Raw genomic sequence first — 15599 nt, forward strand, 5'->3', positions numbered from 1 at the left:
AGCCTACATTTCATAATAGCTTGTACTCACTTCTTTAACTGGTACATTCTTCTCTCCGATCATTTGCAAAAGATTGATTTCAATTGTTTTTGCTAATGATGTCATTGGAGTATCTACCGGTGTATTTTCAAAGGGGTCCTGCATTATGATTGCTGTTTTCTCAATAGCTATAAAAATCACAGGTACAATAATTGTCGTGGCAATCTCAACACCAAGTTGTGAGTCTTCCAGTCCAAATGGCAGAAGAAATGCAAAAACGTAAATCAATGTATGCAGCAAAATGCTGTAGGCACGAGGGAAAACAGTATTTTTTAAACGCTCACATTTTCCCATACTGTCACAAAACCTGATGACCATATCGTTCATCTGTACCAATTTGTATTCAGATAAATTCTCCTGTTCTGCCAATTTCCTAAGGTGATCAGAATGTTTATCTAAAAGGGCATTGGGAATATTTAAAGCATTGATGTTTTGCGATTCTAAGTATTCTCTTACTCTTATTGAAAAAGGTACTTTTCTTAAACTTTCTCCTAAAGCATTCAGCCAGATGATATGTCGTTCTGCAAACTCAGATGTATCGTTTTCTGAGTTAGGGAAAAATTGTTTTATTAATCTCATAAATGATCTTGAATCATTCACAATAGCGCCCCAAACGGTTCTTGCTTCCCACCATCTTTCATAAGATTGTGCAGTCCTGAATGCTAAAAGTAAAGAGACAGCAGTTCCTAAAAGTGCAGGAATACTCAATGGTATGGTAATTTTTTTCAAAAAATCAATGTCGTCTAAAAAGCCTATTAGAAAAGCAAAGCTGACAATCAAAACGATCTGAAATTTAATCTGTTTAACAAAATACCAAACCGAAATTCTTTTGTTTAAAAGCATAATTGAGGATTTTTTAATTATTGACTAAATTTATTTTGCAACATTGTTTTACGTTTTTTTATTACTTTTAAAATAATGTATAGAATCATAGTAAGAATACAGCCTACAATAAAAATCATATTATAATGCGTATGTCTTAGGATAATTTCTCCGGTAATTTCAAAAACAGTAAAAATCAGAAACATGGCAAAAAGTCCGTTTTTTTCTTTTAATAGAACTTTTTTTAAACTGAAGCTAAGATGAGTATTTCTGAAAAGGTATAAATTCGGTATAAAAACCGGTACTTTATCAGCCCACTTAGTATATTGCTCTCCAAATTTTCTTTCTAAAAATTGCTCTTCAGCAAAAACAATCCTTTCATAATAGACCCAATAAAAAAACACAAATGAAATTACAAACCACAGATTTTCAGTAAACATCGCAAGCCCAAGCCACATAAAAAAATTACCTAAGTACAATGGATTTCTGGTTGTACTGTAAATACCTGTAGTGTTTAATTCATCTGCAACCTGCCCTGCTTTTGTATTTCTTCCTGAAGTATTATGCGGAGTAAAACCAACAGTATACACTCTTATAATCAAACCTAAAATGCTTACAGCTAAACAAAGCATCTCAAAGAAAAGTGAACAATCATTATCGTTTTTCAGCAAAACATTTTGGATAAAAACTCCTAAGCCAAGCGCCAGAACGATAATCGGCAAAAAACTTCTGTATCTGAACAGCCAATTTCCCTGGGTTTCTAATTCTTGTTTTAAAGGCATAACTAATATTTTTAAAATCAAGTGAAATCAAGATAGGATTTCACTTGATTATTGATTAATTAATGTCCGTGGTCTCCTGCATTAGAAAGCTTAGCATTCACGAAGAATGCGCCTTTTACCACAATTTTTGCATCAGGTGCAATTGCACTCACAGGCGTAATCGCTGTGTAACCCATATCTGAAGTCCCTTTTACCACTTCAATTTTTTCAAAATTCATTTTCTTAGCCTGCTCCTTTGCATGGTTTCCTGCTTCGGTTTCATTTTTGTGACCGTGTTCCGCCTCTCCTTCATCATGCCCGTGACCATGATCGTCATCTCCTTTTTCTTCAGCGTGCTCTTCCACTTTTTTAGAAGTTTGTACAAATACATAGAATTTACCATCGGCTTCTACAATAGCTTCATTTGGAACGGCGGGAGTTTGTGAATTTCCAAGGCTTACATTTCCTGTAATATTCATTCCGTCAATCAAGCCAGCTTTGTTCCCGGTAACCATTGCATGAACTGAAATCGTTTTACTTTCATTTTCAAAAGATGATCCGATGCTGTACACTTTTGCATTAAAGGTTTCTTCCGGATTGTTGGTGAGCTTAAACTGCACAATCTGACCAACTTTCATTTTGGGAAGATCTCTTTCAAAGACTTGTAAATCCAAATGAATTGAGCTGTTATCGATGATCTCCAAAACCGGTGACGATACATCAACATAACTTCCTATCTGTGCATTAATCGTACTAACTGTTCCGCTGATTGGCGATGTAATGACCAAGCCTGATCTTAGGTTTCCATTGCTTACTTTCCCAGGACTGATTCCCATTAGCTGTAATTGTCTTTGTAACGATGATCTCTGGGTTCTTAAACTTTTTAGCTCCGCATCAGAACTTTGCAGATTCTTTTTTGCTCCGGCATCATTGTCAAAAAGCTCCTTTTGCCTTCTGAATTCCTGCTCTGCATAAGTTATTCTGCTGTTAATAGTCAGATATTGTTCCTGTAACTGAATGTATTCAGGGTTACTGATTGTAGCAATAACCTGTCCCTGTCTTACATAATCTCCTATCTGAACGGTTAATGTCTTAATGACACCTCCATACAGTGAAGTGACCGTTGCCTTTCTGTTATTGGGTACACGAAGAACACCATTTGCCTTAATAGTTGAGGCTAAATCTTTCATTTCTAAAGTTCCAAGACTGATTCCTACAGATTTCATCTGTTCTTCAGTCAGTTCCGCAATAGTTTGCGGAGCTTCTTCGTGACTTTCTTCTGCCTGTTCTGTTTTTGGTTTCTCTTCTCCTTCTGCCGGAGCATCTTTTTTTCCACAGCTGACCGCTAGAATAGAAATTAAGGCTAGAGATACAATGCTATATTTGATTTTCATTTGTCTATTTATTGATGATTGAATTAATGATAACTACAGATTCGTTGACCTGTTGAATAGATTCCAGGTATTTAAGCTGAATATTGGTGGAAGTCTGCAGTGCAAAAAGATATTCTACATAAGAAATTTCTCCTGTTTTATAACCTAATTGTCCTGCTTTGGCAATTTTCTCAGCATTTGGAATCGCTTGATTAACGTAGTAGTCATACTGATTAACATTTTGCTGATATTGATTAAATGCATTTTGCAATTGCGCTTCAAGCTGCTTTTGCTGGAATTTTGCATTTGATTCTGCCATTTGTCTCTGATATTCATAAGACTGGATTCTTGCTTTCGTAGCTCCAAATGTCAAAGGAATAGAAACACCAATTGTTGCCGAATGAAACCTGTTTCCTCCATTGAAATACTGATCCATCCCGTTGATGGTTTGAAATCCTATCAATGACTGATTAGTATATCCGATGGTAAAGTCAGGAAGTCCCAAAGATTTTTCAACTTTCTTATTTTTTTCCGCAATCTGCATTTCCTGATAAAAAGCTTTTACGGTAGGATGCTGTGCAATGGCACTGCTGTCTAAAACATATTGTGCTTGTAGCGGATGATAGTTCTGATCAAATGGAACTGAAATATCCTCTTCAATATTTAGCAATGTTTTTAAATTTTTATAGGCATTGGTAAGATAAACCTCATTCTGTTTAAGCAATAAGTTGATTTCCCCTCTCTGTGTTTCAGCTGTATTGATTTCAATTTTTTTAATATCTCCGGCTTTAAACCTAACCGTTGCAACTCTGATAAAGTCATTGTATAAACTATCCAGATTGCTAAGCTTGGATTTATTAAATTGTAAATACTCAATTTGATAATAATACGTTCGAACCTGTTTCGCTAATTCATTCATAGAAACTTCCCTGTTGATTTGCTTTCCTTTAATCTGTTCCGCAATCAACTCTTTTCTTGCTTTGAACAAAGTTGGAAATGGAATCGTTTGGGAGATCGAAAATGATTGGTCAAATTTCTTAGAGTTATACTGCCCCAATTGAGCATCCACATTCATTTTCGGGAGCTCTTTGGACGTTGGAATCAATGCCTGTGTAGCTTTAATATCCAGATCTCTCGATCGGATTGATTGATTATTCTCAATAGCAGTACGTGTAGCTTCTTCGACTGTTATGGTTCTTCCCTGTTGTGCACTAAAAGTCTGTCCTAAAAATAAAAATCCTAAAACCACAATGGCGGTTACCGATTTGTTATTGATCTTTTTTAAATTAATCTTGGTATTAAAAATAATATACAACATTGGTAAGACAAATAATGTTAAGAAAGTCGCCGTAACCAAACCTCCGATAACAACTGTCGCCAAAGGTTTTTGCACTTCAGCTCCTGCACCTGTAGAAATAGCCATCGGTAAAAATCCTAATGAAGCTACTGTTGCAGTCATTAAAACAGGTCTTAATCTTGTTTTTGTACCTTCCATTACTCTTTTCAGAATATTGGTCTCGCCTTCCTTTTCCAATTGATTAAATGTTCCAATCAATACAATTCCATTCAAAACGGCAACACCAAATAAAGCAATAAAGCCAATTCCGGCACTGATACTGAATGGCATATCTCTCAATAATAATGCGAATACACCACCAATCGCACTCATAGGAATAGCCGTAAAAATTAAAGTGGCTTGCTTAAATGAATTAAATGTAAAATAAAGCAGCATAAAGATTAAGAATAGCGATACTGGAACTGCAATCATTAATCTCTTACTTGCTGCCTGAAGATTCTCAAATTGACCTCCATAGGTAAAATAATATCCTGCAGGAAGTTTTACTTCTTTATCGAGCTTTGATTGTATGTCCTTAACTACACTTTCAACATCACGGTCTTTCACATTGAAACCTATTACAATCCTTCTTTTTCCCGCTTCGCGGCTGATTTGGGCAGGCCCTAATTTGTAACTAATATTAGCAACCTGGGCGAGTGGAATTTGCGTTCCAGAGGCAGTAGAAATCATTAGATTACTAACATCGTCAATATTTGTTCTGTGTAAACTGTCTAATCTTACAACCAGATCGAACCTCCTTTCATTTTCAAAAACCTGACCTGCTGATTTACCTGCAAAAGCTGTACTTACTGCATTATTAACGTCTTCAATGTTTAATCCGTAATTGGCCATTCTGGTTCTGTCATACTCTACGTTAATCTGAGGGAGTCCGCTTACACGCTCAATTTGGGGAGATGTAGAACCTTTAACAGACTGTATTACCTTAGCAGTCTTATCAGCATAAATTGCCAGAGAATCTAAGTTTTCACCAAAAATTTTAACTGCAACATCTTGTCTAATACCTGTCATTAACTCATTGAAACGCATTTGGATAGGTTGGTTCTTTTCAAAGAAAACTCCAGGAATCACTTCTAATTTCTCTGAGATTTCATCAGCGAGTTCGTCATACGTTTTCTTTGTTTTCCATTCTTTCTGAGGTTTCAAGATAACCATCATATCAGTAGCTTCCGGTGGCATTGGGTCGGTAGGTACTTCAGCAGCGCCAGTTTTACCAACAACCATTTTTACCTCATCAAACTGTTTTATAATTCTTGAAGCCTGCATTGAAGTTTCAATACTTTGATTTAAGGAACTTCCTTGTGGAAGGATACAGTGGAATGCAAAATCGCCTTCCTGCAACTGAGGTATAAATTCACCACCCATTCTCCCAAAAACAAATATTGCTACAGCAAAGAGAGCTACGGTTCCTCCAACCAGCCAATATTTTATTTTTAATGCTTTTTCCAATAAAGGCTGATAAACTTTCTGAATTCTGTTCATCATTTTATCAGAGAAATTTTCTTTGTGGCTCATCTTTTTTGATAAGAATAAAGCACTCATCATCGGAATATAAGTCAATGATAAAATCAGAGCGCCCAAAATAGCAAATCCCACAGTTTTAGCCATAGGCGTAAACATTTTACCTTCTACTCCCACCAATGTTAAAATCGGAATGTATACAATTAGAATAATGATTTCTCCAAATGCTGCACTACTTCTGATTTTGGATGCAGAAAGAAAAACTTCTTCATCCATTTCTGCTTGGGTAAGCATTTTTTTTGATTTATTCAAGCCTAAATGATGTAAGGTAGCTTCCACAATAATAACTGCCCCATCAACAATAAGCCCGAAATCAATCGCTCCTAAACTCATCAGGTTAGCACTCACACCAAACACATTCATCATTCCTAATGCAAACAGTAATGATAATGGAATAGCTGATGCTACAATTAAACCTGCTCTTAAATTACCCAAGAAGATAACAAGTACGAAGATGACAATGAGTGCACCTTCAATTAGGTTTTTTTCTACTGTGTCGATTGCTCTTCCAACCAGGTCGGTTCTATCTAAATAAGGTTCAATTACAACGTCTGCAGGAAGAGATTTTTGTATAACTGGTATCTTTTCTTTAATTCTGTTCACCACTTCATTACTGTTGGCTCCCTTTAGCATCATAACAACACCTCCCACAGCATCGACCTGACCATTAAAAGTCATTGCACCATATCTCACAGCACTTCCCAGACGCACTTCAGCAACATCTTTTATGAAGATTGGAACACTGCCCGTATTATTTTTAACTACAATGTTCCCTGCGTCTTCTAAAGATGTTACCAAACCGATTCCACGGATAAAATATGCATTTGGCTTTTTATCAATATAAGCACCTCCTGTATTCTGATTATTTTTTTCGAGAGCGGTAAAAATATCAGATATACTTACGCCCATCGCTCTTAATCTGTCTGGATTTACAGCGACCTCGTATTGTTTTAACTGACCGCCAAAACTGTTGATCTCTGCAACTCCAGGTGTTCCATTAAGCTGTCTTCGCACAATCCAGTCCTGCATTGTTCGCAGTTCTTTAGCATCATACTTTTTCTCACTGCCTTTTTTGGGATGCAGGATATATTGATAAACTTCTCCAAGTCCAGTACTAACAGGGGCAAGTTCAGGAGTTCCAACACCTTGGGGAATTTCTTCTTCTGCTTGTTTTAATTTTTCAGTAACCAGTTGGCGAGCAAAATAAATATCTACCTCTTCTTTAAAAACAACTGTAATCACTGATAGACCGAATCTAGAAATACTCCTAGTTTCCTCAATATCTGGTACATTTGCGATACTTTGTTCAATTGGGAAGGTAACAAGTTGTTCTACTTCCTGTCCAGCAAGTGTGGGACATACTGTGATGATCTGCACCTGATTATTGGTAATATCCGGTGTAGCATCAATTGGCAGTTTGGTTGCGCTCCAAACTCCCCAAATAATCAATAACAAGGTCATGATACCAATGACAATCTTGTTCTTGATACTAAATCTTATGATTTTATCTAACATTGAATTTAATTTTTATTGGATTGCCCAAAGTTAAAATCAGTATAAAACTGAATTTAAAAGATGATGCAAAGATGAATAGGATTACAGTGCAATGATATTGCAAAGTTTCCAAGACAATTTAGATGAAAGGGAATCCTTCCATCATATCAATAAAAATTATATTTTAGGCGGTTGCCAGATTTGGTCGTACACCAAATAAGCGAAGTCGTTTTTCTGAAAATGGATTTTCTTAGAAAAAAACGCAGTAGCGATTCTTGAAAAAACTAGAATTGGTTCGATTTTATAAGATGCCACCGTGGTTCTGCAACAGTTGCAAGAACAAAATGGAGAACAAGAATCTGCCTTCGAATGTGAATCTTCTTGTGTCTTTGAACTTAAAGAATAATTGAAATCTTGCTTAAAAGACTGAGCATTTGCACTATCTAGACATGGCATTATGGATAACGCCACAAAATAGATGATGAAAAGTAGTCTTACAAATTTCATAATGCAAATGTATAAAATATAATTACCAAAAAAATATTTTATCCTAAAATTTTAAGGAAATTATACATTTGATTATGCCGAATCAAAAAAATAAAATACCTACAATACATCTAAGTCATTTATAATTATAGAAAAAAACTGATGCTTTTAGATAAAATTAGATATGTACATTTAAATAATATTGCCACCATAATTTAATTTTAACTCAATTTTTCAGTAAACTAATTTTCATTTTTTTCAAAACAAAATTATATATTAATTTACACTTGATTTTTAGATGAATAATATATTAAATTCTTATATCAATATTGGTCTTTCCAAATTATAATACTTCTTTAATATAGATGTACATATTAAATATTCAAAAAATCATCTTAAAATAGGTTCTAAAATTGAACTGAATTTACGTAATTTTCTTTAGTAACCTTTTTCTAAGAACTGTTTCTGAATCTGTAAAACTGACTCTTTTGAAGGGTAAAAACTAAAGTAATCTAAAACTTTTAAAATTATAGAACTTGAAATATTTATACCTCCCTCCAGAATTTCTAATCGTGAATATTCCTCATTAATAGTGATTTTATCTGTTTTTGTCGTTCTTATCTTCATAAGCGGCATGTGATTCTCGCTGTCCAAATGTAATCTTCTATCTTTTAACTCATTAAATATAATAGAAATACTCAAACCTTCTTTATATAATCCTTCTATTGTTAAGTGTTCAATAAAAACATATAGTTGAGTAAGATAATGTATAATACTTGTATAATAAAACAAGTATTGACCAGAAGGAAATTTTGATGCCCAAGCCCCTCTCAAATGATCACCTTCTAGCCAGTCTTCTACAAAGCTGTTAATCATGCAAAAACTCTCTGACAAATACATTCTCCACAGTTCTTTTCGAGCTCCTAAATCGGAAAAAGCCTCGTAAGAATTTTCAGCAGTAACTAAACTACCCTCGTGTAACGTTCTTGGTATAAATGGCAATGACCATGACGCCTTTACCTGTGCTTTTTCGACAACTTCAAGACATCTTTTAAGACTATGTAAATTACCTTTTTGAAGAGGAGTTATATAAACTTCGCAATTGCCTTTCGATTTTATTAATTCATATGATGATGTCTGCTGAAAAGCTTTTATTTCTGCGTCAAATATTTCTGCGTCAATATTGGGAATGGTATAGCCAAAACTTTTTCTGCGTTGCATTAATCTAACGGCTGCCAACTCAATGAGATCTCGCAAATCGCTGACATTTGATATGGCTGCGCTTTCAGGTCTCTTATTTGTATTTCTATAATACAAAGTACTTGCTCTCATTTCTCCGTCCAGAGTTTTTTTACAAAGAGTTGGAATTTCTTTGAAAGAGAAGATCTTGATTACCACATATTTTAATTCGTTTCTATCTTCCGGAAAATAGACATTGAAATCTACCATTGGTTCTGCATATTTTGAAACCTGATCTCGCATTTCATCATATTTGTAAGTGATAATATTTTTCTGGTCAACTCCTACATTAATAAATTCATTATCCTTTTCCTCAATTCCAATTACAATGTGACCTCCATCTGGTAGATTTGACATTGCCAAGATATCTTTTGTTAGCTTCTTATAATCCCAAGGACTGTTTGCTTTAAAATCTAGTGAAGGGCTTTCCGTTTGACCCTCAATCAATCTTATAAAATCTTCTGTATTCATTTATTTTCCAATTTTATTAATATATTTCCCAAAAATATCTCACGACAAAATGTTAATTATTTAAATTGAAGTAATTCTTCTCGTAACATATAGGCTTTAGGAGAACTTCTTTTGACTAGAAAATCTAAAATAAATAGAAAGTCAGCTAAAGTATTTTTATCTCTTTTTATTTTACCACCATATTTATAAAAAGCTTTTTCAACGAATTTTTCTAAAATATCGTTCTCGACCAGTTCAGCATTTTGGCTTTGGAGCATGGGAACAATCCATGATATTGAGTTAGGCATAAAATTATAAAATGCAATGCCACTTAAAAATTTTATCGATGAATTAATTCTGTTAAATCCTAAAGTAATTATAAAATCTTTGAAATATAAGCTTTTACCATCCAATACTGACCATTTTTCAGAGCTCTCCACCCAGTCAATGTCAAAAAGAAAAATTGGTAGAAATCTCGCATTGCTGTTATTGATCATCCAATCTTTCAAAAATTCCCAAAATATCCAGAAATTTTCGAGTTGAATTCTACCTATCGCTGCTCTAATAAACTCTTCAACTAACTTATATATAAATTTTAAATAATCATCAGGGATACTTTTTTCAGGTGTTTCTATACTTGAATCAAGTATTTTTTTTAAGAGAGGTAATGATAATTCTGTAGGCTGATTCAGCAGATATCGTGGATAATAAAAAGTAAATGCATGTCTACTTTCATAAAAATCCAGCATGCTTGATTTGGGATCATTTAAAAAAACAGTGTGTAGTGTCAGAACATCCTGAATAAATTTGTGGTGAGCAGGAAGAGCCGTATTCCATGGGATGATACGAAGCATGTCATCCAAGTACCACTGAGTATGTAAGTCTAATGAAACGATAATTTCATCAGGTATGTTTATACTTCCTTTGATAACAGAATTAATTAGTACTTCCGACCAATTGTCTTCTTCCGACTTATTAAAATCACGAGCACTTAATTTCCCTTGATGATATAACATTCGCTTTCTCTCGCTTTCTTTATTTTGTGCCTTTAGAATTACGATGGCTTCTGCTAATCCATACCAACAGTTTAAAACAAAATCAGGTTCAAATAATACTAATTCCTGTAAAATAGCGTGCTGCAAAGCGATTCGTTCCCTAGCGTCAAGACCCTTTAAAAGTAAACGGAAAATTAATTCTTTAACCTTCAATTTTAAATCTTGCTCAATATCAACTTTAAAAATATAGCATAATCCTTTAAGAGAAGGTATATTATCCAATAAATCAAAATTAATAGCGTATGGATCTGTTTTCGCTAATTTTTTTGCTTCTAAATTGATAATAGTTTCACAACACCATGCAATTTCATCAGGTTGAAGTTGATTTGAAAAGTCACGAAGAGCAATAGACGCCATAGTACCTGGAGAAACCATAATTTCTCGTCTACCATCTAGTTGCAAAATAAATTCATATCCTATTTTCCAAGTTTCATAGTTATGATCATCAACTTCTTCGTATTCGAAAACTTTTCTTGCCCAAGTCGTATTAGCTGTCGGAACTGTATAATCATTCCCACTTTCTACAACATTTCTAATTGTATCATCATATCCGGGAACTACCTGAACATAATTTTCATATCCCTTTTGATTAAAATGTTTAAATTCATACTTTCTAGCATCCATATCAAACAAAAACTTTTTAAAAAGCCAATCATCTTCCTTGACATTCTCCCACATTCTGTCGACCTGTTTGAATAAAAGTTCATTATACTCTCGTTGATAAAACATATAGTCAGCCACAAATCCAACTAAACCTACATAATACTTATTGCGATGAATTCTTTGATTTGCGGCAATTCGTTCTTTTCTTTCGAATTCTTCGTCATTATAGACATTGCTTCTCATCATATCCGAAGTAGACCTTGTAGAATCCCACTTAAAAAACAGTGGGACACCTAATAAGGAGACAGAAGTTTCATCAACTAAATTAGGAAATGCTTGTAAAATGCTGCAGACCACTCCTAAAATGGCAATATTGTTAGACTCTCTTATCAACCTGTCTAAAAATATGCGTGCTGTTGAAAAATCTTTTTTATCCCCAATTTCTAACAAAGTCTTTTCCAAAGCCATCAGCACTGATATTAAGACCTTATCATAAATTGAAAATCCTCGGTACATAGACCAGTACTCAGGATTCCCATAGTATACACCACACGATCCATCTTCAAAAACAACCTCAATCCTTTCCACCCCTCTCTTTTTTAAAGACAGAAGAATTTCATAATTTTTTTCAAAAGCATCATTTAAAAATGGAATAAGGAAATCAAGAGCTTTTTCACCGTGATACAAAAACATCCAATAAAAAAAAGTCTGATAACCTGATGGTAATCCATAATCATATTCTAAATCTTTATTTAAACCAAAATCATTTACTTTAGGCTCTCGAATAAGCATACTATTAATACTCCCCGGTGCATATTTCTCTTCCTTTTGAGCCCAGTCTTCAGTAGCCATTTGAATAACTTCTTCAGGGAAAAAGCGACAAATTTGATCTGAAATAACACCTCCGGTAATATAAGCTCTTATTTCTCGTAGAAAAGCAGGATCAGTCCATCTTTCATTACCTGTTTCAGGAATCAAGCAAGCTTGAATAATCGAAGCAATAAGTTCCTGATCGGCTGCCGTCAATTTAAAAAGAATTTTAATATATTTTTTTAAATATTCAGAAGATCTCCTGCCTAATCTCCTCTGAATTGAACGACCCTGCAACCTAAAAATAAAATCTTCCAACAGAAAAGCAGCGCTTTTTGCACCAGATGGAAGTATGCCTTGGTTAAATTCAGGGAGCTGTTTTGACCATGATTCAATAAGAGTCAAATGTTTTAATTCAAAATTTTGCAGCTTAATTTCATTAATATTAGCTTTGATAAAATCAATTATATAATCCCATCCGGAGCCAATAGGCAGAAGATCATTAAAATTTCTTTTTTGAGGATCTATTTTTTTACAACTCGTTTGTAGTAAATAGATTATGCGATCCAACAATTTCGCTTCATCTTCAAGAAGCTGTACTTTTAAACTATCCAGTAGTACTTTGGAATGATTTGATCTAAGTGAAACAATCAGTAGCTCATCTTTCCATGAAGGGGACAAAGTATCATCACTTAAGAGCTCGTGCATAAAATATACGGAAGCTTCCGGTTCATATTCATAAAACTCTTCCATCCATAATCTGAATGCCCTTCTCATGGCGGGAGTATTTTCTATCGAAAGTAAAAAATCTTTTGAGTTTGCAATCTCCGATTTTTGATTTCTTATAAATCTGATCAATGCCCAATCTTCCAATATGTCGTGAGAAGGACTGTAAGCACTGGTATCGGACATATCATCCAACTGTAGAATATTATCTTTAACAAGATCAGCAGTCACACTGTTATCGCTCTCATATGTTGTAAAAAGAGACATTTCTCTAGATCTTTTAAGACAAATCTCATAGAAAACAGTTCCTCGTCGTGATTGATTGTCTTCAACAATATATTTCCACATTAACCTTTTAAATTGTAACTCGTCCAAGTGTTCCTCACTTAATAGTTCTGGTATAATTCGTACAGCTTTATCAAGATAATAAGGAGTTCTCAAAAGATGCTTAATCTTAGAATTTTCCATCAATGGCAGTAAGTCAGGAATTTTTTCAACGATTAATTCAACCTCAGCATCATTAAATTCACCTACTTGAAAATAAGCAATATTTTCTGGCAGCTCATAATAGTAATCGATTTTAAACTTCTGTAATAAGTAGTCTCTTATTGTTAAAACTATAGTTATATTTTTATTTTTTTCCAGTATCTGAAGTAGTTCATTAAATGCTCCCGAGCTACCTGACTCTATTAGTTTTTCAAAGCTTTCTATCCAAATTAAAAAATACTTATTTGATAAAGGACTTGCCAATATTTGTTCGATACTAACTTTACATCCGGCTTTTATCAAAGCTTCACTAATTGTTTCACAATACAGGTTTTCAGCGGTAAAAGTTAAAACACTACGATCTCCAGACATTTTCAAATCACTTACAGCTGATTTTGTCAAAGCCGATTTTCCAACTCCCGGGTTTCCATGAACCACTACAAGATTCTTTTCTTTAAGCAATTGCAGGAGGTCTATATTATCACGAGGAACATTAAAATCTCCGATTTTTTCTCTAGTTCTAGAATTAGTGGTTTGTTCATTTTTTTCCATTTCTTCATAACTTAAGAGAACATCTTTATCTGTCTCCGGTTTGATAGAATTGATCAGACTGAACTTAGGATATGGAATCAGCTTATTGTATGCTAAAACTTTGGTCGCCAAAAAAAATCCACCGTCCTCGTATGTATGAATAATACCTGTAAAATAAGTTTTTCCATACAAGATAGAATAAGCGCCACTTCCAGACAATCCTTCAACATTTTCCAAGGCCTGTTGATAATATGTATCGAGAGAATTTTCAGACTTTAGTGTAAATTTATATCGATTGCTCTTGATATCTTCGATAAATTTCATAGGAAAAGATCGATCTGCCTCTTGATCATTAAAATTAGCATACCCTCTAATTTGATAATCTTCCACCATTTCATCAGTATCAATTACCTGACAAAAAAATTGTTTACCTGTAAGTGGAAGAATATTCTTTTTAGAAAGAATCAACAATGCCATATCCTCATCATCATCTGACACAATAACAATATCTGTTTCGGTCAAATTGTATGAATGAAATTCTGATGTTTCCTGATTAAAAATCTCTTCAAGTTTAATATCCGTATTTACATATTCTTTATCGAACTTTTTACCTTCTAAACAATGTTTTGCAGTCAAGACATACACGTCATCAACATCAGGACTCGGGTAGAAAATTACTGCTGTAGCAATTTCGTGGTTACATCTGATTTTGATTGTAGAAAGCTGTGGTATATTTTCATTCATATTTTATGAGTTAAGGGCAGGTACGAAAGTTCTAAGCTGTCAGGTCCTATTTGTGAATAATCACATTCAAATGTATATCTTTCAAAAGCGTCGTCATCGACCTCAAAGATATTTCTCAATTCTTGAGTATCACAAGCAAAATGAATTTTGATAATTTCAGAATTTCTTCTCTCGTTCGTAATGATTCTAACTATAGTCTCTTTATCCGGATGTCTGTTATGGATACCGTTTCCAGTTATCACATAACAATTGGTCTGAACTATTTCCAGCAATTTAGGGCAGGTATTGGCTTTACTGCCATGATGTGATAATTGCATAAACTTCACGGGCAGTGGCCGATCTTTATTATACCCCAATGCATCTAAACTGTCAATTATATCAGAGGGATGACTGTCGGCTAATAAGAGTACTTTTACCTTATCAAACTCGGCAAGAACAGCAATAGAGCTTCCATTAACAGGATCTGTATCCGGTTTAAATTCATTCCCTGTAAGTTCTTCAATTATTTTTTTATGGTCGGATTGATTTTCTTTTCTACCAATTTTACCATTACTTTCTTCTTCTTTCCACAATTCTGTTGCAGCAGCTTCCTTTTCAGGTGTAGGTGAAAGAATGGTCATTTTAAAACCAAAACATTCAATTGGTAATGTTTCAGTATTTATTGGCACTGTGGTAAGAAGATTATTTGCAGTTAAAAAATCCCTAAGTAAAATCCCGTCACCGACTGAGATTTTCCCATTAGATTCCTTTATCATCTCAGGAGAATGATTAAATAAAAAATTCTTTACAGCGTCTTGTTTATTTTCAATTTTTTTGTCCACGACAAAACCTTTTACGGCACCGATATGGTCGCGATCTATATGGCTGATAATCCAATTTTCAATTTGTTCGCCAGAAGACAAAATTTCTTTTATTAATGGGGCAAAAGAATTTTTGTACTCTTTACCATATCCTCCATCAATAAGTATATTATGCCATTGGGAATCTGTTCCTAAAAATCTGATAAAAATAGCATCACCGCCGCCGATATCGAAAAAATGAAAACTAATCCGATGTGTTTTTTGAGTCATAAAATAATGGTTATTAATACTTTCTTATTTTTTCT

General features: G+C 34.0%; 8 protein-coding genes. All 8 read right to left on the reverse strand.

Annotated features, from left to right (window positions below):
* Window positions 1-3: 3 nt before the first annotated feature.
* Entirely contained in the window at window positions 4-882 is an 879-nt protein-coding gene (locus tag H6W52_RS01930; protein WP_002977372.1) for a bestrophin family protein, read from the reverse strand.
* Window positions 883-899: 17 nt separating this feature from the next.
* Window positions 900-1664 carry a methyltransferase family protein gene (locus H6W52_RS01935; protein WP_228370503.1) on the reverse strand — a complete coding sequence of 255 codons (765 nt, stop codon included), beginning with the start codon at window positions 1662-1664 and terminating at the stop codon, window positions 900-902.
* Between the two features lie 38 nt (window positions 1665-1702).
* Window positions 1703-3016: an efflux RND transporter periplasmic adaptor subunit gene (locus H6W52_RS01940; RefSeq protein WP_002977368.1), complete on the reverse strand. Its 1314-nt coding sequence runs from the start codon at window positions 3014-3016 to the stop codon at window positions 1703-1705.
* A gap of 4 nt (window positions 3017-3020) precedes the next feature.
* Entirely contained in the window at window positions 3021-7385 is a 4365-nt protein-coding gene (locus H6W52_RS01945; protein WP_002977367.1) for a CusA/CzcA family heavy metal efflux RND transporter, read from the reverse strand.
* Window positions 7386-7541: 156 nt separating this feature from the next.
* On the reverse strand, window positions 7542-7871 hold the full coding sequence (locus H6W52_RS21420) for a DUF6660 family protein (protein WP_050791101.1): 330 nt from the start codon (window positions 7869-7871) through the stop codon (window positions 7542-7544).
* A gap of 417 nt (window positions 7872-8288) precedes the next feature.
* Window positions 8289-9560 (reverse strand): ATP-binding protein, encoded by a 1272-nt coding sequence (locus H6W52_RS01950; RefSeq protein ID WP_002977365.1) that lies wholly within the window; start codon window positions 9558-9560, stop codon window positions 8289-8291.
* Between the two features lie 56 nt (window positions 9561-9616).
* Window positions 9617-14494: a hypothetical protein gene (locus H6W52_RS01955; protein WP_002977363.1), complete on the reverse strand. Its 4878-nt coding sequence runs from the start codon at window positions 14492-14494 to the stop codon at window positions 9617-9619.
* On the reverse strand, window positions 14491-15564 hold the full coding sequence (locus tag H6W52_RS01960; RefSeq protein WP_002977362.1) for a ComEC/Rec2 family competence protein: 1074 nt from the start codon (window positions 15562-15564) through the stop codon (window positions 14491-14493). The genes H6W52_RS01955 and H6W52_RS01960 overlap by 4 nt, the downstream gene beginning before the upstream one ends.
* Window positions 15565-15599 lie beyond the last annotated feature (35 nt).

The sequence above is a fragment of the Chryseobacterium sp. C2(2020) genome, assembly GCF_014218915.1.
Taxonomy (GTDB): domain Bacteria; phylum Bacteroidota; class Bacteroidia; order Flavobacteriales; family Weeksellaceae; genus Chryseobacterium; species Chryseobacterium mucoviscidosis.